Here is a 26,794-nt window from a genome sequence, read left to right as displayed (position 1 = left end):
GATAGATCCAGTCAAGTGCGAAAGCACAAACAAGCTTACTCACTCGTGTTCAGTTTTGAAAGAGCAATCTTTCAACAAGTTTTACTTTTGTTCCTTGAAAACTAGATAACGAAACAAAACGTAAAGTAAGAACTTAGGTTGCTTGATTCTAACGAATCTTGCAAAAATCTTTAAAGTTTTTTCAGCTTAGGAGAGACTTTAGCTAACGCTAAAGGTCCCTATAAATGGTTAAGCTAGAAAGAGCACACGGAGGATGCCTAGGCACTAGGAGCCGAAGAAGGACGTGGCGAACGACGAAATGCCTCGGGGAGCCGTAAGCAGGCTTTGATCCGGGGATGTCCGAATGGGGGAACCCAGCTGTGGTAATGCGCAGTTACTCTATTGTGAATACATAGCAATAGTAGAGGCATACCCAGGGAACTGAAACATCTAAGTACCTGGAGGAAAAGAAAACAAAAGTGATTCCGTCAGTAGCGGCGAGCGAAAGCGGAATAGCCCAAACCAAGGAGCTTGCTCCTTGGGGTTGTAGGACCTCGTTATGGGGTTAGTTCGGTAGGCGAAGTGATCTGGAAAGGTCCGGCATAGAAGGTAAAAGCCCTGTAGCCAAAATCGAACGAAACCCCTAGAGGTATCCTGAGTACGGCGGGTCACGTGAAACCCCGTCGGAATCCGGCAGGACCATCTGCCAAGGCTAAATACTCCCTAGTGACCGATAGTGAAGCAGTACCGTGAGGGAAAGGTGAAAAGCACCGCGGAAGCGGAGTGAAAAAGAACCTGAAACCGTGTGCTTACAAGAAGTCAGAGCCCTCTATATGGGTGATGGCGTGCCTTTTGTAGAATGAACCGGCGAGTTACGTTCCCGTGCGAGGTTAAGTTGAAAAGACGGAGCCGCAGCGAAAGCGAGTCTGAATAGGGCGCTTTAGTACGTGGACGTAGACCCGAAACCGTGTGATCTACCCCTGTCCAGGGTGAAGGTGAGGTAACACTCACTGGAGGCCCGAACCCACGCATGTTGAAAAATGCGGGGATGAGGTGGGGGTAGCGGAGAAATTCCAATCGAACTCGGAGATAGCTGGTTCTCCCCGAAATAGCTTTAGGGCTAGCCTCGGATGTTGAGTTGTGGAGGTAAAGCACTGATTGGGTGCGGGGCCCGCCAAGGGTTACCAAGTCCAGTCAAACTCTGAATGCCACAAACTTAAATCCGGGAGTCAGACAGTGAGTGCTAAGATCCATTGTCAAAAGGGAAACAGCCCAGACCATCAGCTAAGGTCCCCAAGTGTGTGTTAAGTGGGAAAGGATGTGGAGTTGCACAGACAACCAGGATGTTGGCTTAGAAGCAGCCACCATTGAAAGAGTGCGTAATAGCTCACTGGTCGAGTGACTCTGCGCCGAAAATGTAACGGGGCTAAACACGCCACCGAAGCTATGGCTTGCACGTATGTGCATGGGTAGGGGAGCGTTGTATGTACGTAGAATTCTGACCGTAAGGACAGGTGGAGCGCATACAAGTGAGAATGCCGGTATAAGTAACGAAAAGATCAGTGAGAATCTGATCCGCCGAAAACCTAAGGGTTCCTGAGGAAGGCTCGTCCGCTCAGGGTAAGTCGGGACCTAAGGCGAGGCCGAAAGGCGTAGTCGATGGACAACAGGTGGAAATTCCTGTACCACCGTAGCCGTTATGAGCAATGGAGTGACGCAGAAGGATAGTGACGCGAGCTGATGGATGCTCGTCCAAGCAGTGAGGCTGATGTGTAGGCAAATCCGCACATCGTAAGGCTGGGCTGTGATGGGGAGGGAAATTTAAGTACCGAAGGTCATGAGTTCACACTGCCAAGAAAAGCTTCTAGCCAGGCGAAGGTGCCCGTACCGCAAACCGACACAGGTGGGTGAGAAGAGAATTCTAAGGCGCGCGGAAGAACTCTCGTTAAGGAACTCGGCAAAATGACCCCGTAACTTCGGGAGAAGGGGTGCCTCGGTAGGGTGAATAGCCCGAGGGGGCCGCAGTGAAAAGGCCCAAGCGACTGTTTAGCAAAAACACAGGTCTGTGCGAAGCCGCAAGGCGAAGTATACGGGCTGACGCCTGCCCGGTGCTGGAAGGTTAAGAGGAGTGGTTAGGGCGCAAGCCCGAAGCTATGAATTGAAGCCCCAGTAAACGGCGGCCGTAACTATAACGGTCCTAAGGTAGCGAAATTCCTTGTCAGGTAAATTCTGACCCGCACGAATGGCGTAACGACTTGGGCGCTGTCTCAACGAGAGATCCGGTGAAATTTTAATACCTGTGAAGATGCAGGTTACCCGCGACAAGACGGAAAGACCCCATGGAGCTTTACTGCAGCTTGATATTGGACTTTGGTACGATCTGTACAGGATAGGTGGGAGCCTTTGAAGCCTGAGCGCCAGCTTGGGTGGAGGCATCGTTGGGATACCACCCTGATCGTATCGGAGTTCTAACCTGGTACCGTGATCCGGTATGGGGACAGTGTCAGGTGGGCAGTTTGACTGGGGCGGTCGCCTCCTAAAATGTAACGGAGGCGTTTAAAGGTTCCCTCAGAATGGTTGGAAATCATTCGCAGAGTGCAAAGGCATAAGGGAGCTTGACTGCGAGACCTACAAGTCGAGCAGGGACGAAAGTCGGACTTAGTGATCCGGTGGTACCGAATGGAAGGGCCATCGCTCAACGGATAAAAGCTACCCTGGGGATAACAGGCTTATCTCCCCCAAGAGTCCACATCGACGGGGAGGTTTGGCACCTCGATGTCGGCTCATCGCATCCTGGGGCTGAAGTAGGTCCCAAGGGTTGGGCTGTTCGCCCATTAAAGCGGTACGCGAGCTGGGTTCAGAACGTCGTGAGACAGTTCGGTCCCTATCTGTCGCGGGCGTAGGAAATTTGAGAGGAGCTGTCCTTAGTACGAGAGGACCGGGATGGACGTACCGCTGGTGTACCAGTTGTCTCGCCAGAGGCATCGCTGGGTAGCTATGTACGGAGGGGATAAGCGCTGAAAGCATCTAAGCGCGAAGCCCCCCTCAAGATGAGATTTCCCAGTATGTAAGACCCCTTGTAGACGACGAGGTTGATAGGTTCGAGGTGGAAGTGCAGCAATGCATGCAGCTGACGAATACTAATCGGTCGAGGGCTTAACCAATAAACCTAAAATTCTAACTTTACGCAAGTTTCGTATCTAGTTTTCAAGGCGCAAACACGCTTTGACTGTTTGGTGATGATGGCGGAGGGGACCCACGCGTTCCCATCTCGAACACGACCGTTAAGCCCTCCAGCGTCGATGGTACTTGAACCGCAGGGTTCTGGGAGAGTAGAACGTTGCCAAGCAGTACCCGCAAGGGTATTAGTAACAATGTAGGGATCACATCTAACTATGACGCGGGGTGGAGCAGCCCGGTAGCTCGTCGGGCTCATAACCCGAAGGCCGCAGGTTCAAATCCTGCCCCCGCAACCAATGATGCGAGTCATTAGCTCAGTTGGTAGAGCACCTGACTTTTAATCAGGGTGTCGTAGGTTCGAATCCTACATGACTCACTTGCCTTATTTACAGCATGCGCGTATGGCGGAATTGGCAGACGCACTAGACTTAGGATCTAGCGGGCGACCGTGGGGGTTCAAGTCCCTCTACGCGCATCAATCATCCCCAAGTCGTACTTACGGCTTGGGGATCCCTATGCGGAAGTGGCTCAGCGGTAGAGCATCGCCTTGCCAAGGCGAGGGTCGCGGGTTCGATCCCCGTCTTCCGCTCCATTTAATTAAGCGCCCTTAGCTCAGCTGGATAGAGTATTTGACTACGAATCAAAAGGTCGGGAGTTCGAATCTCTCAGGGCGCGCCATTTTTTATTAGAAATACATTACTTCGGGACGTAGCTCAGCTTGGTAGAGCACCTGCTTTGGGAGCAGGGGGTCGCATGTTCAAATCGTGTCGTCCCGATCCTAGTAAAAGCATAATTTAGTAGTGAGTTCACTGCTAGATTATGCTTTTTTGTGTTTTCATACAGTTAACCGATACGATTAATTGACTTGATGATGTATTACTTTATTAATTATTTCGTCAATGATCCCTTCCTCAGACTGAAGTTCGCCCGAGAAAGAGGCTTTCATTAATATGTATTAAAAAACTCGATAGCTTGAGAGCAATCCTTGATCGCCTTCATCTACCCTGAAAATGTCTGTTTCATTTCCTTAACGCTATTAACCTTCATACAAATAGCCGCTCCAAGCAATGCTCATGAAGCACTCCCTTGTGCTCCCAGTGACTCAGTACGCCTCCGAATAATGGTCCAAGATTGCTTCCGGCCGCAGTCGCAGTTGACATCGAGGTTATTTTTACCTAGAAAATAGAGGAAATGACAATTATTTCGCCTTATCAGGTACAAAATGCGCTTAAGCATGAATACTTTACAGAATCTACAGTAATCGACATTGAGCAGATTCTATTAACTCTCAACAATCCGTCCAACCCCTTCTCCCAAATTAGTAAAGAGGACACACAGCTCTTGTTATCACTTATTGAACCTATGATGTCACTTAACTAGATCTTTATAACTAGAAAAGGTCAGCTTATTTCAGTAGAAATGAGCTGGCCTATTTCCTTTTTGCGGGACATACGTAAGTTATCTGACAGAAATCGGGATAATAATCCAAGAAATTAACAAAAGTGAGTAAATATATATCGATTTGAGTAAAAAAACATTAAAATAATGGAAGTTTTTATTTATAATAGAGGAGAATCTCCTTATTAAGAAGAACTAGTACTAATTAATAGTTGGGGAAGTTTATTTGAGAAGAATAAGAGGTACATCTATGCAGAATTCATTGTTTTTTAAAAATGTGATAAATTCTGATTCCATCTTCGAATCGATCGGACAATTGAGTGATATCGCCAAGAAAACAATTGGCTGCGAACATATCTCTCTCTTCCTTATAGACGAGAAACATCAGAGCACCCCAGCATCTTATTCGGTTAATATTAGTACGGCAGTCATGGACCAGTTACAACAAATTGTGCTCCATACGCAGTTTTTTTTCCGAAATCCCGATGGCATACGTTTATCAGTACATAAGGCAGAAAGTCATTTGAAAAATTATCTTATAATGAGTAAATACGAGTGTATTTACGGTTTTCATATAAAGCATGGTCCTTCTTACGGGGCATTATTATTCTCATTTCCTTCGGATATTCAACTTACGGAGGATCAATTGCATCTGTGCAACCTCATTAAACTGCATATGGAACAATTGATTAAAAAGATTCAATTCCGGAGACAAGTGCTGAAACAGAAAGCTTACGAAAATCTTTTTAATACATTGAGGGTTAAAGATAGCTTCACGGTCGATCACTGTTATAATGTTGCTTTCTACTCTACTTTGCTTGGAGCGAAAGCGGGGGTAAGTGAGGCCGAACTGGAACGTCTGAAATTAGGGGCTCTTTTGCATGACATTGGTAAAATAGCAATTCCCGATCATATTCTGATGAAACCTGGGCGGTTATCTGATGAAGAATTTAACGTCATTCGCCAGCATCCTGTAATTGGCTATGAGCTGCTAAAAGATTTACCGGATGTTGAGCATCTTCTGCCTATTGTAAAATGGCATCATGAACGTATGGATGGGAGAGGATATCCAGACAATCTGCAAGGTGAAGAGATTCCTTTGCTTGTCCGCATTGTAAGTATTGCAGATGCATTTGATGCGATGACTTCTACGAGAGTATACCGAGATTCGCTGCACGTGCATGAAGTCAGGGAACAACTTCTAATTCACGCAGGCAAACAGTTTGATGACGAATTAGTGCGGCTTTTCTTAAGTATCATCGATGAGCAAATGCAAATGAATGGATAATAAGTCAACATGCAACTATTTTAGTAATGAAAGCTGGGATAGATTAATGAAATGTCGCATTCTTATCGTCGATGACGAACCCCATAATTTAAATATACTTCGTATATTTTTAAATTCGTTACATTATGAAATCATCACGGTTGAGGATGGTAAAGAAGCATTCTCCATGGTCAAAGAGACGGCACCTGATCTTATTTTACTTGATGTGATGATGCCTGAAGTGACTGGATTTGAAATATGCAAACAATTAATAGCCGATAGCGACTTTGATATCCCGATTATTTTCTTATCTGCAAATGCACAGAAAGAAGACATTTTACAAGGACTTCGATTAGGAGCTATTGATTATTTGACCAAGCCATTTGATCTGGATGTGCTGGAACGAAAGGTTGAAATTGCCCTCCACCAAAAAGCGAAGGTTAAAAATTTGATGAAAGACAATAAACAATTAGCAAAATTGGTGTATGTGGATGCGCTAACTGGTTTATATAATCGAGCATACTTGGATATTACCATTCGGATGATCAAAGAGGGAACCAAGCAATTTCAAGCCGCTATGATGGTCGATATGGATTATTTTAAGGACATTAATGATAACTATGGTCATTTGGTTGGGGATCAAGTCTTGAGAGAAGTTGCAACGATCATATCGTCAAAAATCTCTTGCGAGCATGATCTAGCCTTTCGGTATGGCGGGGATGAGTTCTTGGTCTTACTCCAAAATGAAGCGAACAGTGTAGAGATTGCAGATAGCATTATTAAGGCTGTCGACGGTTTAAAGGTTAGCCTGGCACCGCATATATCACAGGAATTCTCAGTGAGCATAGGGTTGACGAATAATTTCGACCCTACCTCGTTCGATCAAATCATTATGCAAGCTGATTCTGCACTTATTGGGGCCAAGAATAATGGAAGACATCAAATAAAGATTCGCTAATAAAAGGGGAATGGGTGGGGCATGGTCATGGAATTGAAAAGTTTTCAAAAATTATTTCAAATGACGAAGGTCATTAATTCTCAGTTTGAAATGTCAGAAATCCTGCAAGTGTTCGTTGACGCGATAGCAGGAGAGATTACTCAAGCAGATCTTGTTGGTTTTTTCTTGAAACAGCCGGATGGTACTTTTCAGGGATATAAAGGCAATAAATTGCCCGTGGATATAACGGAGCTGCTCATTGATCCCAGAGAAGATGAGTTTGTCAGGGATATTTTGCGCAACCAAGCTAGCGACTATATCTCGGATACGAGTATTGACCTGAGATTGGATCAATCCAAGAGACAATTGTTAAAAATTAAATCGATTCTAGGGATTCCCGTCATTGTAGAAAATGACGTGTTTGGCCTTGTTTTCGTTCACGATTTCGGAAAACCGATGAATATTACCCAAGAGCAGATGGAAGTTACAGAAGCTTTTGTTAACATGGCAAGTGTGGCGATTCGCAACATTCGCATGTTCGAACAACGGCAGCTTCTGATGGAGAAGCAGCAGCTTCTTCTTGACGCGACGAAAGCATTATCGGAGTCATTGTCGGTCAAAGATGTACTGAACACTTTTTTCCACTACATGCGTAAAGCCAGTGGGTCTAAGGATATCGGTATTCATCTATATAACGAAAAAGAGCATACCATTGAACCCTACCAATTGTCTTCTGAGAATGTAACGGTTGACGAATGGAAAGTTAAGCATAGAGAAGTCAAGTTAACCATTGAAAATGACCGCCTTTTGTATGAGGTCATTACTCAGAAGAAATCCGCGGCAATCGAGGATGTGTATGCGGATCCGCGGCCTAATCATAAAGCGTTCGTCTCTTTTGATATCCGGAGTATTATGGTGTTTCCGCTTGTGGCGAAAGGTTCCGTTTACGGTGTCGTTGCGATTCCATCTATCGGGAAACCAAGGAAGTATGAAGCAAGCATACTGGAATTCTGCCAATCGATTTCTGATGCTACAGCTACCGCTCTTTCAAATGCCCAGCATACGGAGACTTTGGATCACTCCGTCAATGAGCGTTCCATAGAGCTGCAGCATGCTAACTTCAAGCTAGAGGGTCTAGTACGAGAGCTAGAGCATCTGAATGAGTTAAAAAGCGATTTCATCGCGACACTTTCGCATGAGCTGCGTACGCCGATTACAGCGGTTAAAGGATCTGTAGACATCCTTAGCAAGGGAATTCTCGGTGGCCTTAACGATTCGCAGAAGGATTTACTAGATATTGCGTCCAAGTCGATCGAGCGTTTGCTGGATCAAGTGAATGAATTGCTGGATTTCGCTAAAATGGAGAACGGTAAATTTGAATTGGTGTATACCGAAGCTGATTTCAAAGAAATCATCAAGGAATCCGTCCATATTGTGCAGTCTTTGATCAATAAGAAGAAACTAATTCTGGTTGTTGAATCTGACGCAGAAACGGATACGATTGTAAGCGTCGATAAACAACGCATTCTGCAAATTTTATTGAATTTACTTTCCAATGCGATTAAATTTACACCTCCTATGGGTGTGATTACCATTAAATCGATTTTCGAAGAAACGGTACTTACGGTTGAAGTACATGATAGTGGTATCGGTATTCCTTATGAAAAGCAGAAAAACATTTTCACGAAATTCTATCAAGCCAATAATCAAATTAATGGGACAGGCTTAGGTCTTGCGATTTCAAAACAGCTTATCGAACTGCATGGCGGTCGGATTTGGTTCGAAAGTACCGAAGGGCAAGGTTCGGTATTCAAATTTACTTTACCTAAAGGGGAGGAGTAACCAATATGCGGGCGATTGAAGTAGGATTGAGATTTTTAGTGCAGCAAGGTGTGCGATATGTGTTCGGTATTCCAGCAGGCTCAATCAATGCGATCTATGACGCCCTTTTGGACATTCCTGAGCTTAAGCCGATTGTAGCTAAGCATGAGAACAGCTCCGGCTACATGGCAGGTGCTTATACGAGAATTACCGGACTTCCATCGATTTGCGTGGCATCTAGCGGACCGGGAGCGACGAACCTCGTGACTCCGGCTGCGAATGCTTGGAAGCAGAAGCTTCCTGTTATATTCATCACAGGCTCAGTGCCATCTGGTAAAATGGGCAAGGGGGGCGCGCAAGAGCTGTATGCTGAGCCGATCTTTGCATCGATTACGAAGATGAGCCGAACGGTTCTAGACCCTAATCAACTGCCAGAGATTCTGGCAGAGGCCTATCACACAGCGATTAGCGGCGTGCCAGGTCCTGTGCATTTGGCGATTCCTATTGATATCCAAATGACGGATATTGGCGTAAGAGAGCTTCCAGTGTTACCTCCAGAACAGCCGCCAACGATGGATTTGGTAGCAGCACAGGCGGCTGCTGAGCGGATCAAAGCAGCTGGTCTACGTGGAGCGATTCTGCTGGGTAATGGCGCTAAAGCATCCTCTGACAGTATCGTACAGTTGGCTGAAACACTTGAGTGGAAAGTGGCAACAACGCCACGCGGTAAGGGAGCTTTTCCCGAAAATCACCCGCTTTCCTTAGGGATATATGGCTTATCAGCGAATATCAAAGCGAGTGAGTATTTGAACGGTAACGATCATGAGGTACTTCTGATCATCGGTTCAAGCTTAGGTGAGCTAGCAACAAGTAACTGGGAACAGCGATTGGTTACCAATAGAGAGCTCATTCACATCGATTACGATCAAAGTGAGTTAGGAAAGTGCTACGATACCCAATATCCTGTACATGGTGAAATCAAGCTTGTCATTGCGGAATTATTAGATCAGCTTTCGGCTGATGGACAAGATAGATCATATGCAAGCGAGGCATTTCAAGGGCTAGCCGAAGCAGCAGCGGCATCCGAACAGGAGCAGGTCGAAGAGAAATGGAATACGTTGGCGGCAATCCGTCGTCTTAGTGCGACAGCACCGAAAAATGCTCGATTCTTCCTAGATATCGGTGAATTCATGACCTATTCGATCCAAAACTTATTGATCGAGAGCGGGCAAGAGTTCGATATTGATATCAATTTCGGAGGCATGGGCTCTGGAATCGGAGGATCACTAGGAGCACAGTTAGCGGAGCCGACTCGACCGACGATCTGTATTACAGGCGATGGCTGTTTCTTCATGCATGGTCTCGAAGTACTAACCGCTAAGGAATATAATCTTCCGATTCTATTTGTCGTCATTAACAATGCCCGTCTCGGGATGGTTTATCATGGTCACATGCTGCAGTACAAAAGATGTCTGGAAGACTTCTCGCAAGAGAGAGTTAGTATTGCGGGTGTCGCCCAATCGCTTGGCTTGCGTCATGCCGAGGTTAGATCTCTGGATCAACTACAGGGAGAGCATGTGCAAGAGTGGCTTTCTCACGGAGGTCCTGTGGTTGTTGAAGTTATCGTGGAAGGCAACGAGATTCCGCCAATGGGTGAACGAGTGAAGTTCTTGCAAGGGGCAACGTATTAATTGGCATACATTGAGGTATGAGTAAAAAGCTTTTGGATATTTGTATCCAAAAGCTTTTTTTGCATCTATATCTGTGAATACTGTATTCTTGGCCCAGTAAATGATATGGTGAGGAAGAGTAAGAACAATAAGGAAGGAGCACTTCACTCATGTTGAAACGAACAATAGGTCGTTTGAATTACGAAAGCTCAGTCGTTATGTTTGGTGCAGCAAGTCTCGGCAATGTGACGCAAGAGGAAGCGGATGCATCTATCTCTTTTGCCATGCAGCATGGGGTTAACCATTTTGATACAGCAGCCAGTTATGGGGATGCCGAAGTACGAATGGGTCCTATGATCAGTCAAATTCGCAAGGATATTTTCCTAGCTACGAAAACAGGGCAAAGAACGAAAAAAGAAGCGAAAGAAGAAATTTATCGCTCTCTGGAACGGATGCGGGTTGATTCTGTAGACTTACTTCAACTGCACGCGGTAGGTTCAATGGAAGAGTTAGACCGCTGCACGGAAAAGGGCGGTGCTTTGGAAGCAGCCTTGGAAGCGCAAGCTGAAGGTATTGTTAAGGAGATTGGCATTACAGGACATGGGCATGATGCTCCGACTGTGCATTTGGAAGCGTTACATCGATTTCCTTTCGCAACCGTGCTCCTTCCGCTCAATTATTATATGTATAGTATGCCAAAGTATCGGGAAGCTTTCGATGCACTCATGGAAGGAGCTAATAAGCAAAATGCTGCTATCAGGGTCATCAAAGCGATTGCTAAGGCTCCATGGGGAGAAGGGGAGAAGCGCCCTTATGCGACATGGTACGAACCTTTTGACCAGCAGCAGGTGATAGATGCTTGTGTGCATTTTGTATTATCTTTCCCTGGTGTGTGCGGATTCGCAAGCGCAGGAGACATTCATTTGTTCCCTAAAATCGTCGATGCCGTGGAGCGATATGGTTCCATGAACGATGAGGAAGCGGAGCGTATCCTAGGCAGTATCAGCGGATATACCAGTATTTTCGGAGCACCGACCTCAATCGCTTAAAAAACGATATATTCTAAATAATGTGCCCTTCAGTTGTTTATGAACTGGGGGGCTTTTTACGTCGTTTCAGCTGGTAAGAGTTCCTTGTCTTCGTGCGTCACTAACTGCAGGAATCCTGCGAATATATATAGCGTACGTAAGGGGGAAGGTAAGATGTTCAAATCATTTTGGAAGAGTAAAAGGTTTTGGCAAATTTGCTGCGGTATTGTGTTGATTGGATGTGTGACCGTATTCGTGTCTTGTTATTCCTACATTCGTGGACTCGATGTATCGAAATTAAACCAGCCGCTGCCAGAGGCAACACTTGTGCTGGATAAGTACGGTAAACCGGCTTCGCAGTTATCAGCTTCAAAAGTTGAGCCTGTCACGTTTTCACAATTGCCGAAGGTGCTGACGGATGCGGTTGTGGCTGTGGAAGATAGAAGGTTCTATGAGCACACGGGTATTGATGTCAGATCTATCTTCCGTGCGGTTGCTCGTGATGTGCTGCGAGGAAGCTATTCGGAGGGAGCGAGTACAATTACGCAGCAGCTGGCTCGTAATCTGTTTCTCAATGCGGACAAAACACTGGCCCGAAAGCTGAGAGAAGCAGCTTATGCGATCAAAATAGATACAACCTATAGTAAAAATGAAATTCTGGAGATGTACTTAAACAGCATTTATTTCGGGGAAGGGAGCTGGGGGGTACAGGGAGCGGCTAGAACGTATTTTAACAAAAATGTAAAGGATCTAACCCTACCTGAGGCAGCGGTTCTTGCCGCTCTTCCTAAGGCTCCTAGCCGGTACTCACCTTTTAAGGATGAGGGTCAGGCACTCGAGCGAAGGAATACTGTGCTAGTGCTGATGCGTGATGAAGGTAAAATCACCGCGCAGGACTACGAGAAAGCCAAAGCTTCACCGCTAAGTGTCGTTAAATCCGATAAAGGCAATGAGTTGAAGGGACGTTATCCGGCTTATGTCGATGCGGTTATTAATGAAGCCGTTCAAGTGTATGGTTTTACAGAGGAACAGTTGTTGACGGGTGGCTTGCGAATCACGACGGAGCTAGATCCCTCTGTGCAGAATGCAGTTGCGGATGTTTATAAAGACGAGAGTCTATTTCCGGAAAGCAAACCAGATCAGCTCATTCAAAGCGGCGCTGCAATTGTAGATCAGCGAACCGGCGGGATTCGCGCCTTAGCTGGAGGACGAGGAGAAGGAGTCTTCCGTGGGTTCAGTCGTGCAACGCAGTTGAAGAGACAGCCAGGATCATCTTTTAAGCCGATTGCTGTTTATGGACCCGCGTTGGAGAATGGCTATAAGCCATCTTCCATCTTGTATGATGGTCCATTAAACATCGAAGGCTACCAGCCTCAAGATTGGGATCACCGAACGAGAGGGCAAGTGACGATGCAGGAGGCGGTTGTTTCTTCTTGGAACGTGCCAGCCGTGTGGCTGCTTCACGAGATTGGGATTGATCGTGGACTCCAATTTGCTAAATCCCTGGGCATTACTTTACCGGCTCAGGATCGTCAACTTGGCATCGCACTTGGCGGACTCTCAGAAGGGGTGTCACCACTGCAGATGGCGCAAGCATTCAGCGCCTTCGCCGCCAAGGGGGTTCTGCATCAAGCGCATACCATCACGAAGATCGAGACGAGCAGCGGTCATTTGCTCGTTGGTGCAAGCCCGAAGGGGGTTCCCGTGATGCAGCCGGAGACAGCGTATGCGATAACGACAATGCTGCAAGTCGCTGTTGCGCAAGGAACAGGTAAGAATGCCGCTATGAATCGCCCGGTTGCTGGTAAATCTGGCACAACGCAGCTGCCGCAGACGAAGGAATTCGAAGGCTTAAGCAGCGGAAGTGCTAAAGATGCGTGGTTCGTGGGTTACACGCCAGAGTTAACGGCTGCTGTATGGGTCGGTTATGACCGTACGGATAAAGAGCATTACTTAACGACGTCCGGCGGTGCTGTTCCTGCTGTTTTATTTCGCGAGATGATGAATCGAGCCTTGGCTCAGGCACCTATTGTTCCTTTTGATATGCCGATTGTGGGGGCAGAGGCCCAGACTGCTAAGGATTCGCACTCATCTGAAGAGTCAGACGAGGACGATAAGGAAGATAAAAAAGAACGTGAGCACGGAAATGGCAAGGGGAAGAAAAGATAAAGCAGCAAAAAGCCGTCGACATCCTTAGTGGATATCGGCGGCTTTTATTGTGGCGATTATATAGCTAGTCATCATTGTGGTTGCTGCGACTCTGCTTTTCATTCTTTTGGCGATCATCGTTTTTTCCTTCATTGTTGCTTTTTGCTTTGTCTTTGTTGCTGTTATTCTTATTGTTATCTTTGTACTTGCTTTTATCGTCTTTATCCTCATCTTCGTCATCGTCATCATCTTTTTTAGAGCTCTCGTCCTTATTGGAATCCTGCTGCTTTAGCGTGTTTGGCGCTTGTGTTTGCTCCCATTTCGTTTTCATTTGAACATTTAGCTTACTTGCATCCAAGTTATAGTGCTCGGCAAGCAGCTGCGTTAATGTCTGCTCAGCATTTGAAGATTTGAGGTCGACGGAAGCAAGCAGCATTTTAATCCATGCAGCGGCTTGGTCCCCTTTGAGATGAATCGTACCGCTATTTTCGAGCTTAATATTCAGATCATACAAGGTGCCATTCGCACCCTTGGTTTGTGTAATATGCAGTTTGAAATGCTTGCCATCCACCTTCAGGTCGATGTCCTCCAAGTTAGGATAAAGCTCGTTGTTCTGCTGGGAAGGGGGTTGTGTGCTAGAAACAGGTTCATTTGGAACAGCTGCTGCAGCGTGCTCGCTCGTTCCCGACGAAGCCGGTGTCGATGTAGGCTCAGGAGTCACTGGTGTCGCAGGTATGGCTTCAGTCACGGGTGCTCCAGCGCCAGTTGAGGTCGCTTTCACATAGGCAGCTTGCTGCTTGCTATTGACGATCAGTTCGATCTGATCCCCAGGCTTTAAATCAGCCAGTTGGGCCCTTTTGATCATTACGGTAAACCCATACGGATTTGGCTAATGGAATTGTTTGATCACCGGTATTTGTGTTTACAGTGACAGCATCCGAAGCGATGGATTTGAATGTCCCCAGGACGGAAGTCGAAGTCGATGTGTTAGGTGAAGTTGCCGCATAGGCCGTCCACCCACAAAGCATTAGAGCCACAAGGGTAATTGAAATGATAATAAATGTTAATCTTTTACGCATAAGATGCACCTCCACTAACAGCTTTCGATTCGAAAGGTTGTTTTGGGACGGTACCCCGCATCGTCGAAAAGCCAAAAATAGAGCTGACCGAGCCTAAACCATGCATCAGATGGACAAAATAAGGCAACGATGTGGGTTTTTCACTTTACATTTGGGCGGTTTTGGTTATATGTTGTTGCTAATCTGTTATTAGATGCTTTTTATGCCTTTGTGTTTCATCGGATTGAGGAAAAGCTTGGCATAGCGGACCTTATCAATGTGAAGCACTATCACATACTTCTCCTGATGGTGGGAATTTCATTTATCCTGCATCCGTATCAGCGATGGCAAGAGAAGGCTTCAAAAAGCTGGAGCACAATGATCATGATGATATCACGTCAGGATCACGGCCCATCTTGGTTAACGAAAAGAGAAAAAGCTAAATAAGTAAGCCGCCTCATCCTAGGATGGAGCGGCTTCTTTTAATCGGTGTCATTTTGCAGACGCTGCATGAATTCCTCAGCAGCACTGTACCCTTGCTGACGCAAATACCAGTTGTTGGCTGCAGCTTCAACGAGTCCGGCAACATCACGTCCAGGCTGTAGTTGGATTTCAATATGTGGAATTTTGATATCCATATACTCGGTGAAACAGGGGTCAAGCTCCAAATCGTTGTTGAGGGCATGCTCCTGCCACTTCGTAAGCTCAATATCGAGTACGATCCGCGTTTCGTCCTGGAAAGCTTTGCGGCCGTAAAGCCGTGAGACATTAATCAGTCCGATGCTGCGCAGCGCCAGGAATTCCTTCGTCTTCCCATTGTGAGTACCAAGCAGGGTCTCGGGGCTAATCTTCTTCAGTACGACAATATCATCGGCAACGAGGCGATGCCCTCTGTGAATTAAGGTGTGGGCGGTTTCACTCTTGCCAACCCCAGACTTCCCGCGAAGCAGAATGCCAATCCCCGAGACATTGACGCAAACACCGTGAACGGCAATCTCCTGAGCGAGTGATTTACTTAAATATAAATCAACTAAGTCTTGAAATTTACTCGTATGAGCAGCCGTACGGAGGAGCGGGATTTTCTCTTCTTCGCAATATTTGGTTAAATATTTCAAACCTTCTTGGTTTCTCGTTACGACGAAACAAGGTGGGTGATATTTGACAATATTTCCGATATGAAGATTTCTTTCGTTTTCGCTGAGACTGTGTAAATAGGTAATTTCTTTCCTGCCTAACAACTGAACGTGCGCTTGCGGGAAATATTCAAAATAGCCGACAAATTCAAGTCCAGGGCGATGCGCCTTTGTTTTGGTAATCGGGCGGTGCAGTTCCGAATGTCCGGCAAGTACTTCGAGCGAGAAACGCTCAACCAAATCTTTCACTGTGACGGGCTTCACAACAGTCCTCCTTAAAGTTTTACTATTACTATTCTAATTAAAATTGACAATCTATTTCTAGTAGATTCGCTTGAAGGTGGCTACTCTCCTGCTCTGAAAGCGCTTGAATAGATAATAGTCAGCTTTTCATTGTAATTGAATGCTTTGTTGGTATGATAATAGGAGAAGCTTTTAGGAGGAGTAAAAAAACATGGACACCTATAAAAACTGTCAAAGCTGCGGGATGCCGCTCGCTCGTGATGAGCAAGGCGGAGGAACAGAGAAATCTGGAATGAAAAGCAAGGTATACTGCAGTCATTGCTACCAAAACGGTGAATTCACTTTGCCTGATTTAACCGTAGAGCAGATGAAGGATCGGGTGAAGCAGAAGCTGGTTGAGTTTGGTTTTCCGCGGTTTCTTACAGGCCTCTTTACACGAAATATTCATAAGCTAAAAAGATGGTCGCCAAACAAATAATTGAGTTATACGGCCATGACGACAAAAAAGGCTCTATGCAAGGATTGCACAGAGCAAAATGCCAACATGGTCTTTCGTATGTTTATGTAAAAGAAAAGCAGCTTATCTATTGAAGCCGCATTTTTTAGCAAGTGTTGGCCATGTTGAGAGAAACATGCTTTCCCACCTGTCTTCAGGTAATACCATGATCCATTTTGCGATTTGATCCAATCCCATTTCACATAATGTGTGAACGACTTCTTCTTTTTCACAACCGGTTTTTAATGCTAACATCTCAAAACCACCTCAGTCGAATGTATTCAAACAATTATGTATATGCAGCCGCGTGCAAAAGTGTGACTGATTTTTTTGATTGTGAATGCTGTGATGCGGTGTGGGACTGCGAAGAGTCGGGTGAATGGTGTATAAGTATAAAAAAAGAGGCTGAGCAGTTGTTTTGCTGCGCAGCCTTTTTGTTTTGCATAGGAAAACTTTGGGGTGAGTATGCTAGCTTAGCCCAACCCAACCCCTTATTTGTGCCAGCGGGGCTGAGGCTTTGCCCGGAAAATACGCGATTGCACAGCTGAAGGGCATTGAGCTTCTTAATCTGAGACGATGAATATCATCGCTAAAGTATAGGGAGAGCTTGGATTCTTCGACGTAGCGATGAAAATCATGCTTACAGTAGGCAAAAGGATACTCATTTCAATTGATTGCGAATAAGAGGGTCAAGAGTTTGCAGTACTTGATCCAGCTCTAAATCAGAGACATCGTCATCTCTATATCGTGCTTGGTTATAAGCTGTTGTTATGGCATGAACGGCATGGCTGGACAGCTGATATTGGTTTGATAGCTCCCGTTCTGTTTCATTTGGGGTATATGCTTTATTGTACGTATAGCCACCCTCAGCTGCTTGCTGGATCAAAACACGATAAAGGAAACGGATGCGTTCCCGATTGTTCGGCAAATGTGACCATTTTGGTTCATTTGCTTTCCCTCTCGACCAGCTCTTCATCGTTTGCTGCCACCACATACGCGGTAGTTCTTTCCACGCTAGTAGACTCTCTTTTTCATCCGTGAATCCTTCGGCTCCCTCGCCTTTCTTGCTGCTAAATGAACGGTTCATCAAGCGTCGAATAAGTGAGACCAGTGCAGGTGTCAGCTTGGCAATGATAATATAAATGGCGCCAAGGATAAGGGCGATGACAATGAGATAGCCGATAATAACTTGGGCATAGTGAAGCAGCATGTCAAACCAGCTCGGTTCTTCAGTGGGAGCAGGAGGAGGAAGCGGCAAGGGTTGTGCTGAAGGACTTGGCTCTAGCGGCTGATCAGAAGACGGTTCGGATTGAAAAAGGCGCAGCAGCCAAGCGATCGAAGCTCGAAGAAAGGAGCCGATTCCTTGTTGCAATTGTTTAAAGTAGGCAACAGCTGCGATGCAAGCAATTAATGTGATTAACCAAATGCGGCTTGAGCGCTTCACTGACTCTGATAGTGACAATGCTGCAGTACGTTCATTGCCTGCTAACGTGGCGCTAAGGAGCTGAGCGCGATTCGTAGCTAAGAAAAAAATGACCAGCGAACAGAACCCGAATCCATTCATCCAACCTATATACGGATGGAAAAGATCCAATCGTCCCATAATGGGGACACCTACGAAATAAACTAAACCTGCGGTAACAAATATGCTCGCAGGAAAGAGCGAGAGCCATCCATCCTTGGTGCAGCGAATTCCGCGATATGCAAGTATTAACCCGATGGCTGCGCAGGTCCAGCCATGCCAGTTGTTGCCTTGCAGGAGGTAGGTAATCGTTAAACCTACTCCAGCACAAAGCATTAACTCATAGAGAGTACGAGTTAGCCATTTTATACGTCCAAAGAAGCAGCCGAACATATAACAGAGCAAGAACTGTAAGCAAGTCATCCAGAGTAAGGTCTCCGACACATAGACCTGGATTAGAATAATAATCGGAAAGAAGATAATGAGTTCGAGTAGACTGTACAAGATCGCTAAGCTGAATTCTCTCACAAGAAAATTATGATTAGCTCGTTGAGAAGGCGTTTGAGTGCGCGCTGACATTGGAAACACCTACCTCCTCTCCGTTCAGCTCAAGAAGGTCGTGCTGCAAGGGGATGATAAAAACAGAGTGCCCTAACGATTCAAGTCGCACAATACTTTCTTCGATCCCCCTAGACACGAAGGAAGTCAGTAGGATGATGTCCATCGCGGTCCCTTCTTGCTCGATTCCATGATCCAGGAAGTCTTCGAAGGAGCGAGAGCAGGAGATGGCAAGCTTGGCCATCGTTTCAAAAAGGTGTTCCAAATGTGGCCAACCACCTTCAGGGGCGAGGTACACGGGAACTCCAGGTTGACCTTGCAGAGAGCCGTTGTAGCCGAAACCAACAGGAATACCTTGGCTCACGGCATATTCAGCAAGTGTAGCTGCGTACGAGAGAGCTTTCTCAACAAGCTCGGGATCGGTCACAGCATCCCACATTGTTTCCGTTATTTGCGTATTTACGGCCAAAAGCAGCCTAGGGTCAGCAGTGAAATCTCGATTATATACTTGGAGTTTCTGGCTGCGTGCTGTCGCCTTCCAGTGGATGCTGTTCATCGTATCACCAAAGCGATATTCCCTTGCGCCAGAAACGAGAAATGGATCTGGCATGATCCAGCGTTTGACGGTTATATCGCCTTGCCATCTGCTGGAGAGGAGTGGGATCTCATCTCTGCTTACCAAGCGAGGGTAAACAAGGAGCTCCACCTGCATACGGTGTATCGCAGAAGCAGCTTGCACACCAACCAAATCCCCCATCGAAGCGGCCACCGTTTCGAGCTTATACCAACCTCGCTTCGAACAGTGAACCCCGTGGCGTCGGACTATTCTTGTATAGGGCATAAGGCTGAACAGACTGCGATGATTCTGAAAAAGAGCTCCGCTGCTCACTGCGAGGTTGCTGATCTTCGCAAAGTGGAGCCCTGCGTGAATCGTTGATTCCAAGCGAAGCCAAGGAATTGGAGCCAGCTTACGATTAACGATCGTTTCGATCATGACAATGTCGTCCCCTGCATGGCAATGCGTCGTACTGAAGGTTCGCTCAATGCGAAGCCCGCGAAACCCCCAGCGGGCAAATAGCTGATGCTGGAGGAGGAACAGAGCGACAGTGATGATGAGAATCCAGCTAATGCTCATCGGCTACCCCAGCTTAACTTCCGTAGGAACGGGGGTAGCTGCAAGAATACTGACCAGCAGGGCATGTACCTGTTGGTCTTGTTGGCGCGATCGCGTGCGCAGCAGGATGCGGTGCGCCCAGACGGGCCCAGCCAGCGCCTTAATGTCGTCCGGCAGCACGTAGTCGCGGCCGCGAAGCGCCGCGTATACCTGCGCTGACTTCATCAAGGCGCGAACACCGCGCGGGCTGACGCCAAGCGCGGCATCTGCATGCGCGCGCGTCGCTTCCGCGAGCTGCACGATGTACTGCAGCAGCTCGTCGCTGACGCGCACCTGCGTGAACAAGTGCTGAGCTTCGAGCAGCTCAGCACGGCCTACAACCGGCAGCAGCCGATCGAGTGGATCATGCTGTTGGTAGCGCTTCAAGATCTGGACCTGATCGGCTGCGGACGGATAGCCCAGCGAGAGCTTCATCAGGAAGCGGTCGAGCTGAGCTTCCGGGAGGGGGAACGTCCCCTGATTCTCGACAGGGTTCTGCGTGGCAATGACGAGGAACGGAGCTTCGAGCATGCGTGTTTCACCGTCGATGCTCACTTGGCGTTCCTCCATGCTTTCCAGCAAGCTGGACTGCGTGCGCGGCGTCGCGCGGTTAATCTCATCGGCAAGCACGATGTGAGCGAATAACGGCCCTGGGCGGAATTCGAATTCGCCCAGCTTCTGATTGAAGAAATTGATGCCGCTTACATCTGACGGCAGCAAGTCGGGCGTGAACTGGATGCGCTTCATTGTGCCGTCGAGGGAGCGGGCCAGCGCTTTGGCTAGCTGCGTTTTCCCTGTACCGGGAACATCCTCAAGCAGCACATGCCCGGAAGCAATGAGGGCAATGACCATAAGCTCGACGGTATCGTCCTTGCCAACAATGACTTTACCTACGTTAGCTTTAATAAGTGAAGCGATTCGTCCTATTTGTGTGAAATCCAATGGGTCTTCCTCCTTGTTTGTGTGAGCAGTTTTATTGTAATTCCTGTAGTGTAATCTACAATTCCTGTTTACTGAGGGAACGTCGATTCGTTATTTCTTTCGTATAGCTGTTTTCAGGGACCTAAGCGGAACCACGATCCGCTATTCCTTGAAAATTGGATTGAATTCCTCAATATTGACAAAATAAGGCATCGTAGTTCCCTTTGGGTAACGAAAACAAGCATTTTGCAAGAAATAGCGTACTCAGGTTCCCTTCATCATCGCAAAGGGCCTTCTCCAGCGACGGCTGAATGGGGAAGTCTCAAAGGCCCAGTCCAGCGAGGCTGAATGGAGTTTGGCCGCAAAGGCCGGGTCCAGCGACTGCAGAAAGTCGTTTGATCTCCCCAGTTCAGCAACGGCTGAGTGGAGTTTTGTCCCGAAGGGCCTGTCCAAGATGATGTCCTTTTTAATGGGTTTGCTTTATCTCACTTCAATTTTAACATTCATAAGGTGATTTTTACCATTAATTCCTCATTAGAGTATCAACCAGTTGTTTATTCCATAGGCAGTTAGTACAATGATGTTTATTAAGAATACGCTTACGATGTAAGCTTTTCGAACGGAAAGCTTTAGGAGGACGGACATGTACAAGCTGCTATTAGTGGATGACGAAGAGGACGTGCGAGAAGGTGTCGTCCGTGAGATAAATTGGGAAGCCATTGACTTTGAAGTGATAGAGAAGGCGGAGAACGGTAGGGAAGCGCTGGAAATGGTCGAGCGACTGCAGCCGGACGTGGTTGTGACGGATATTCAGATGCCGTTCATGAATGGGCTTCAGTTGGCAGAAGCGGTCCGTGAGCGCTTTCCGACGATTAAGCTCATCATCCTCACGGGGCATGATGAGTTCGAGTATGCCCAAAAGGCGATTAAGCTTCATATTGATGAATATGTGCTGAAGCCTTTTTCCGCACAAGAGCTGATCAATGCTTTGCTAAAGGTGAAGGAGCAGATTCAGGAGGAAGTGTCCCATCGGGAAAATGTACAGCTGCTGAAGGAGCATTACCGCAAGAGCATGCCTGTGCTTAAGGAAAATTTCCTGGCGACCCTGATGAATCGGAAACTCCCGCGCGATGAAGTATACGAGAAGGCGGCGAACTACGGTATTGAGCTCAGTGGGAATAGTTATGTTGTAGCGGTGTTGAGCATCGATGGGGTGCTCATTCATGAAGAGGATTTGGAGAATCGCAGTGAGCTGGCGAAGTCCGTTTCTTTGAAATATTCGGAGGATCAGGCGTTGAAATATTTTGCCCTGCTGAATATTACCGAGGAGATTGCCGATAAACGACATCTTGGCCTTGTTTTCATGCATAACGATCAAGTGGTTGTACTAGCCGCGAGGGAGAGCATGGACAAAGAAGCTGCGCTTCAAGAAACGATGAAGGTGCTGGAAGAAGTACGGCAGAACGTAGAGAAATATTTGAAGTTTACACTTACCGTTGGAATTGGAACCGTTATGAAAGATGTAACTAAGATCAGCTATTCTTATGAAGATGCCGTGTTGGCGCTTGATTACCGGCTGATCTTAGGCAACAACCGCATGATCTACATCGATGATGTGGAGAAGCGAAACGTGGAGAAGATTCGTTTTGACGATGTGAAGGAGCATGCCTTGACGCGCTGCATTAAGGTCGGGACGAGTCAGGAGATTCGAGAGACGATGGATGAGCTTTTTCAAGGGATAGAGGGCGGTGTTTCCGTTAAGGACTACCAAATTTATTTACTCGAAATATTAACTTGTATCCTGAAAGCAGCCAAGGACTCGAACCTTAATGTCGATGAGGTATTTGGCGAGCATTTTATTCCATTTACAGAGATTAATAAATTCACATCCTTGGAAGAAGCCAAGCATTGGCTTGCCGAATTATGTGCCAGCATGATGAATCATATCGCGACGGATCGTCAATATACGTACAAAAACCTGGTCGAAATGGCTAAGGATTATACGAAGAGCCACTATCACGAAGGTGATATTACAATTAATAAAGTGTGCGGCCACCTGCATATTAGCGCGGGATATTTCAGCAGTATTTTCAAGAAAGAGACGAAAATGACCTTCGTGAACTATTTGAACCATATTCGTATGGAAGCAGCCAAGGAGCTCTTGCGTTCTACGGATATGAAGCTACTTACGATCGCAGAGAAGGTTGGCTATGCCGATGCCAATTACTTCAGCTTTTCGTTCCGTAAAAATGTCGGTGTATCCCCCAAAGAGTATCGGAATAACAGTTCCAAAGGGCTTTAGTGTTAAAGGAGCGGGTGGTAAAGCTTGAAACGTAAAATGAGAAAGCTATTCGAGACCTTGTATAACGTAATGCTGGACACAATGAGGGTGAAAAGCATTCAATTTACGATTACGATGTCTTTTATTTTGATTACTGTGATCGTCATGTTGATCGTCTCGTTGGTGCTTTATAATAAATTTTCTAGAACCGCGGAAGAGAGTGCTTTTCTGAATACGCAGCAGGTGATCGAGCAGGTACAGTTTAACTTGGAACACTATATTAAAGGCATGGCGGACACCTTTGAGGTGGTTGATGCGAAAATTGCCAAAAGCCGTGGCATTCCTACGGACAAGCTTCTCGAGCAGCTGGAAACGATCGCAAGCACGCGCGAGGATATCGTATCTATTCATCTTTTTACAGCGGATGGTGGACTAGTGACCGGCATTCCCACGACCGAGATGCGTAAAAATACACGACTTCTCGAGCAGTCGTGGTTTAAGTCTGCGCTGGATAATCCGAACCATCTCACTTTTTCCCTGCCGCATATCCAGAACCTGTTCAAGGACCCGTACAAATGGGTCGTTTCCATGAGTAAAGGGGTTTCCATTGAGCAGAATGGGAAATGGGTGGATGCCGTACTCCTTGTGGATATTAATTTCAAGACACTGGACGATGTGTTTCGTACGGTTTCTCTTGGTAAAAAGGGCTACGTTTACATCATCGATGACTCTGCCGGTAACATTGTCTATCACCCGCAGCAGCAGCTTATTTATATTGGTTTGAAGTATGAAAATGTGGAGCAAGCGCTCAAATTCTCATATGGAAAATACATGGATATCAGCGATGGCGAGTCGCGGCTTAATGTAGTCAGGACGGTTAGTAACATCGGTTGGAAAATTATTGGCGTCTCCTACATGGATGAAATGGTTACTACACGCAAGGAAATTAGTACGTTCATGATTTGGCTTCTCGTCATTGTCCTTGTTTTCATTTTGTTGATCTCGTCCTTCATGTCTGCGCGTATTTCGCAGCCTATTAAGCGACTAAAGAAGTCGATGGAAATGGTCGAAAAGGGCCATTTTGACACCTATATTCATGTTCGGGGCGCTGATGAAGTGGAGCAGCTCTCGCGAAGATTTAATCTGATGGTCTCACGGGTTCGTGAACTGATGGATCAAAGCATCCATGAGCAGGAGACGAAGCGTAAGAACGAGCTGGAGGTACTGCAGTCTCAGATTAATCCGCATTTTTTGTACAATACACTCAATTCCGTTGTTCGTATGGTGGGTAATGGGAAGAATGAAGACGTCGTCAAAACCATCACGTCCTTGTCCAAGTTTTTCAGGATATCACTGAGCAAGGGTAAAAATATCATTACAATCGGGGAAGAGATCGAGCACATTCGGAATTATTTGATTATCCAAAAGATGCGGTATAAGGATAAGTTCGATTACAAGATTCAGGTGGATGATGAGGTGCTGCCATACAAGACGCTGAAGCTGATTTTACAACCTTTTGTGGAAAACGCGCTCTATCATGGCATTGAATATATGGTGGACGAAGGCCTCATTCACATATCGGTTGGCAAAGACAATGAGAAGATCCTATTCGAGATTCGGGATAACGGTGTCGGTATGTCGGAAGAAACACTCAAAAGCATCCTGACCGGTCAGGTGAAAAGTGAAAAAGGGTCTGGGGTAGGGCTGCGAAATGTGCATGAGCGCATCCAGTTATATTTCGGTTCGGAGTATGGGGTCAAGGTTGAAAGCGAGCTGGAAGAAGGAACTACCGTCAAGATTTGGATTCCTGCAGAGAGAGAGACTTTAATCTATGATTAAAGATCCCTATATAAAGTTCTTGAAGATGAATAGGAAGGAGAAGCCATGGATAAAACAATGAGAGTAAGACCCCTTCTATTTGCCGTTCTGGTAGCCGTCATCTCCTTGTCTTCCTGTTCCAAACCAACGGAGGAGACCACACCAACCGAGCAGAAGAAACATTTGGAGGTTGTACTCCGAAGTCAAAACGGTGATTACTGGAAGACGGTGAAGATCGGCGCCGAGGTGGCCGCGAAGGAGTTTGATGTTGCGCTGGATTTCCGTGCACCAGGCGATGAAGCGGACGTGAAGGGGCAAATCGCTTTAATGGAGCAATCGATCAGCAGCGGACCGGACGCCATTGTGTTGGCTCCTAACAGTTATAAGCAATTGTCCGGGGTTGTGGACGATGCGTCCATACGCGGAATTCCTGTCATCACGATTGACTCTGAAGTGGAGACACGTAAAGCCAAGAGCTTTATCGGGGCTAATAATTATGAGGCTGGACAGTTGGCTGGCAAACAACTCATCAAGTTGGCTGGGACAAGCGGTGATATTGCTATTGTTAGCTTTATGCAAGGAGAGCGCAATACAGAGCTTCGAGAAGAAGGTCTTTTGGAAGAATTATCTAAATATCCGGATATTAAGGTGATTGAAAAGGTTTACAGTATGACTGACTACGAGCTTGCTGCGCAGCTAACCCGTAATATGATGGGGAAGCATCCCCAATTAGACGGGATTGTTGCTTTGAATGAAATCTCCTCCATTGGCGTTGCGCATGCGATTCAGAGTATGAACCTTCAGGACAAAGTGAAAATCATCACATTTGATAGTACATCTGAAGAGCTGGAGATGCTGCAAGAGGGTGTCATCCAAGCGACGATCATTCAGAATCCATTCAGTATCGGGTATTTGGGTGTAAAGAACGCGGCTGAAGCTTCGAAAGGGAAGAAGGTGCCCAGCCGCGTGGATACAGGGATTAAAGCCATTGATCTGGGTAATATGTTCTGGTCGGATAATCAGAAGCTGCTGTTCCCTTTTATAAAGTGATGAGAATTTTGATAGAACATATGAGGATATTGCATTTGTTTTGATGTTTTGATCCAGTATAGTAGGGAATGTAAATAATAAACAACACACCTTTTAGGGAGGGTCTTACCTTGAAAAAATTGATTACACTTGCAGTAGCAGGCGCTTTGGTTGCAACCGTAGCAGGCTGTGGTAATAAAACTGAAACACCAACACCTGCTCCAGCAGCAACTGCCGGCGCAGCAGCAACTCCAAAAGCTGCAGACACAGCTAAAAAACCTACAATTGGTGTAGCCATCTACAAATTTGACGATACATTCATGTCTGGTGTTCGTGCCGCGATCGCTGATGCTGCTAAAGATAAAGCAACAGTTGATATCGTAGACAGCCAGAACTCACAACCAACTCAAAATGATAAAGTCGATCTTTTCATCACGAAAAAAGTAAACGCTCTAGCGATTAACGCAGTTGACCGTACAGCGGCAGGCGTTATCATCGACAAAGCAAAAGCTGCAAACGTTCCAGTTGTTTTCTTGAACCGTGAGCCACTTGCTGATGATATGAAGAAATGGGATAAAGTTTACTACGTAGGCGCTAAAGCTGAGCAATCCGGTACTATGGAAGGCCAACTGCTGGTTGACTACTTCAAAGCTCACCCAGAAGCGGATAAAAACAAAGACGGTAAAATCCAATACGTTATGCTGAAAGGCGAGCCAGGACATCAAGATGCTGAGCTTCGCACGAAGTTCTCCATCCAAGCGATCACTGATGCTGGTCTTGGTGTAGAAAAAGTAGCGGAAGATACAGCTATGTGGGACCGCGTTAAAGGTCAAGAAAAAATGGCAGCATTCTTAGCTTCCAGCGAAAATAAAATCGAAGCTGTTCTTGCGAACAACGATGATATGGCACTTGGCGCTATCGAAGCTTTGAAAGCAAAAGGCTATTTCAAAGACAACAAATTCCTACCGGTTGTAGGCGTAGATGCTACAGCTCCTGCTCTTCAAGCGCTTAGTGATGGCACATTGCTCGGAACGGTTCTGAACGATGCGAAAAACCAAGGTGCAGCAACAACGAATGTAGCAGCAGCACTTGCTAACGGTAAAACACCAAGCAAAGAAACAACAGGCTACGATGTAACTGACGGCAAATATGTATGGATTTCCTACAAAAAGATTACAAAAGCTAACATGAACGAAGCGAAGTAATCCGAATAG

At 46.4% G+C, this 26,794-nt stretch carries 18 protein-coding genes, 6 tRNA genes and 2 rRNA genes; 19 read left to right on the top strand and 7 right to left on the bottom strand.

Annotation, left to right across the window (positions count from 1 at the left end; translation table 11 throughout):
• The first annotated feature begins 226 nt into the window (after positions 1 to 226).
• From QFZ80_RS29620 to QFZ80_RS29555, 14 genes are all read left to right on the top strand, one after another.
• Positions 227 to 3,143: ribosomal RNA gene (locus QFZ80_RS29620) — 23S ribosomal RNA — on the top strand.
• Positions 3,144 to 3,211: 68 nt separating this feature from the next.
• Positions 3,212 to 3,328 (top strand): 5S ribosomal RNA (gene rrf, locus QFZ80_RS29615).
• 50 nt (positions 3,329 to 3,378) lie between these two features.
• Positions 3,379 to 3,455: transfer RNA gene (locus QFZ80_RS29610), tRNA-Met, on the top strand.
• A 7-nt stretch (positions 3,456 to 3,462) separates the two neighbouring features.
• Positions 3,463 to 3,535: transfer RNA gene (locus tag QFZ80_RS29605), tRNA-Lys, on the top strand.
• 19 nt (positions 3,536 to 3,554) lie between these two features.
• Positions 3,555 to 3,634 (top strand) — tRNA-Leu (locus tag QFZ80_RS29600).
• A 42-nt stretch (positions 3,635 to 3,676) separates the two neighbouring features.
• Positions 3,677 to 3,751 (top strand) — tRNA-Gly (locus tag QFZ80_RS29595).
• A gap of 9 nt (positions 3,752 to 3,760) precedes the next feature.
• Positions 3,761 to 3,837, top strand: a tRNA-Arg gene (locus QFZ80_RS29590).
• A 24-nt stretch (positions 3,838 to 3,861) separates the two neighbouring features.
• Positions 3,862 to 3,935 (top strand) — tRNA-Pro (locus tag QFZ80_RS29585).
• Between the two features lie 872 nt (positions 3,936 to 4,807).
• Positions 4,808 to 5,845, top strand: a complete 1,038-nt coding sequence (locus QFZ80_RS29580) for an HD-GYP domain-containing protein (protein WP_307552163.1) — start codon at positions 4,808 to 4,810, stop codon at positions 5,843 to 5,845.
• Between the two features lie 46 nt (positions 5,846 to 5,891).
• Positions 5,892 to 6,782 carry a diguanylate cyclase gene (locus QFZ80_RS29575; protein ID WP_307552165.1) on the top strand — a complete coding sequence of 297 codons (891 nt, stop codon included), beginning with the start codon at positions 5,892 to 5,894 and terminating at the stop codon, positions 6,780 to 6,782.
• 27 nt (positions 6,783 to 6,809) lie between these two features.
• On the top strand, positions 6,810 to 8,603 hold the full coding sequence (locus QFZ80_RS29570; protein ID WP_307562321.1) for a GAF domain-containing sensor histidine kinase: 1,794 nt from the start codon (positions 6,810 to 6,812) through the stop codon (positions 8,601 to 8,603).
• A gap of 5 nt (positions 8,604 to 8,608) precedes the next feature.
• Positions 8,609 to 10,273: a thiamine pyrophosphate-binding protein gene (locus QFZ80_RS29565; RefSeq protein WP_307562319.1), complete on the top strand. Its 1,665-nt coding sequence runs from the start codon at positions 8,609 to 8,611 to the stop codon at positions 10,271 to 10,273.
• A 149-nt stretch (positions 10,274 to 10,422) separates the two neighbouring features.
• Positions 10,423 to 11,301 (top strand): aldo/keto reductase, encoded by an 879-nt coding sequence (locus QFZ80_RS29560; RefSeq protein ID WP_307562317.1) that lies wholly within the window; start codon positions 10,423 to 10,425, stop codon positions 11,299 to 11,301.
• 153 nt (positions 11,302 to 11,454) lie between these two features.
• Positions 11,455 to 13,449, top strand: a complete 1,995-nt coding sequence (locus QFZ80_RS29555; RefSeq protein ID WP_307562315.1) for a transglycosylase domain-containing protein — start codon at positions 11,455 to 11,457, stop codon at positions 13,447 to 13,449.
• A 64-nt stretch (positions 13,450 to 13,513) separates the two neighbouring features.
• Here the strand turns inward: QFZ80_RS29555 and QFZ80_RS29550 are convergent, their stop codons facing one another.
• The 3 genes from QFZ80_RS29550 to hprK form a co-directional block, all read right to left on the bottom strand.
• On the bottom strand, positions 13,514 to 14,293 hold the full coding sequence (locus tag QFZ80_RS29550) for a hypothetical protein (RefSeq protein WP_307562312.1): 780 nt from the start codon (positions 14,291 to 14,293) through the stop codon (positions 13,514 to 13,516).
• Positions 14,268 to 14,507: a hypothetical protein gene (locus QFZ80_RS29545; protein ID WP_307562310.1), complete on the bottom strand. Its 240-nt coding sequence runs from the start codon at positions 14,505 to 14,507 to the stop codon at positions 14,268 to 14,270. The genes QFZ80_RS29550 and QFZ80_RS29545 overlap by 26 nt, the downstream gene beginning before the upstream one ends.
• Before the next feature lie 461 nt (positions 14,508 to 14,968).
• Positions 14,969 to 15,883 (bottom strand): HPr(Ser) kinase/phosphatase, encoded by a 915-nt coding sequence (hprK, locus tag QFZ80_RS29540; protein WP_307552179.1) that lies wholly within the window; start codon positions 15,881 to 15,883, stop codon positions 14,969 to 14,971.
• A gap of 190 nt (positions 15,884 to 16,073) precedes the next feature.
• On the opposite strand from hprK, the gene QFZ80_RS29535 reads away from it, so the two are divergent.
• Positions 16,074 to 16,340 carry a zinc ribbon domain-containing protein gene (locus QFZ80_RS29535; protein ID WP_171642674.1) on the top strand — a complete coding sequence of 89 codons (267 nt, stop codon included), beginning with the start codon at positions 16,074 to 16,076 and terminating at the stop codon, positions 16,338 to 16,340.
• A 102-nt stretch (positions 16,341 to 16,442) separates the two neighbouring features.
• Here the strand turns inward: QFZ80_RS29535 and QFZ80_RS29530 are convergent, their stop codons facing one another.
• The 4 genes from QFZ80_RS29530 to QFZ80_RS29515 form a co-directional block, all read right to left on the bottom strand.
• On the bottom strand, positions 16,443 to 16,613 hold the full coding sequence (locus QFZ80_RS29530; protein WP_156389969.1) for a hypothetical protein: 171 nt from the start codon (positions 16,611 to 16,613) through the stop codon (positions 16,443 to 16,445).
• Between the two features lie 406 nt (positions 16,614 to 17,019).
• The gene (locus QFZ80_RS29525) at positions 17,020 to 18,399 is read right to left on the bottom strand and encodes a DUF4129 domain-containing protein (RefSeq protein WP_307562309.1); all 1,380 of its coding nucleotides are present in this window, start codon (positions 18,397 to 18,399) and stop codon (positions 17,020 to 17,022) included.
• Positions 18,362 to 19,513 (bottom strand): DUF58 domain-containing protein, encoded by a 1,152-nt coding sequence (locus QFZ80_RS29520; protein WP_307552184.1) that lies wholly within the window; start codon positions 19,511 to 19,513, stop codon positions 18,362 to 18,364. The genes QFZ80_RS29525 and QFZ80_RS29520 overlap by 38 nt, the downstream gene beginning before the upstream one ends.
• Before the next feature lie 3 nt (positions 19,514 to 19,516).
• Positions 19,517 to 20,473: an AAA family ATPase gene (locus QFZ80_RS29515; protein WP_307552185.1), complete on the bottom strand. Its 957-nt coding sequence runs from the start codon at positions 20,471 to 20,473 to the stop codon at positions 19,517 to 19,519.
• Between the two features lie 622 nt (positions 20,474 to 21,095).
• On the opposite strand from QFZ80_RS29515, the gene QFZ80_RS29510 reads away from it, so the two are divergent.
• The 4 genes from QFZ80_RS29510 (at position 21,096) to QFZ80_RS29495 (ending at position 26,785) form a co-directional block, all read left to right on the top strand.
• Positions 21,096 to 22,754 (top strand): response regulator, encoded by a 1,659-nt coding sequence (locus tag QFZ80_RS29510; protein WP_307562308.1) that lies wholly within the window; start codon positions 21,096 to 21,098, stop codon positions 22,752 to 22,754.
• Positions 22,755 to 22,823: 69 nt separating this feature from the next.
• The gene (locus tag QFZ80_RS29505; RefSeq protein ID WP_373460442.1) at positions 22,824 to 24,572 is read left to right on the top strand and encodes a cache domain-containing sensor histidine kinase; all 1,749 of its coding nucleotides are present in this window, start codon (positions 22,824 to 22,826) and stop codon (positions 24,570 to 24,572) included.
• 45 nt (positions 24,573 to 24,617) lie between these two features.
• Positions 24,618 to 25,601, top strand: a complete 984-nt coding sequence (locus QFZ80_RS29500; RefSeq protein ID WP_307562306.1) for a substrate-binding domain-containing protein — start codon at positions 24,618 to 24,620, stop codon at positions 25,599 to 25,601.
• A 110-nt stretch (positions 25,602 to 25,711) separates the two neighbouring features.
• On the top strand, positions 25,712 to 26,785 hold the full coding sequence (locus tag QFZ80_RS29495) for a galactose ABC transporter substrate-binding protein (protein WP_307552190.1): 1,074 nt from the start codon (positions 25,712 to 25,714) through the stop codon (positions 26,783 to 26,785).
• Positions 26,786 to 26,794 lie beyond the last annotated feature (9 nt).

Source organism: Paenibacillus sp. V4I7 (assembly GCF_030817275.1).
GTDB lineage: Bacteria > Bacillota > Bacilli > Paenibacillales > NBRC-103111 > Paenibacillus_E.
Note: the sequence above shows the minus strand (reverse complement) of the source record. Positions and strands in the feature narration are given on the sequence as shown.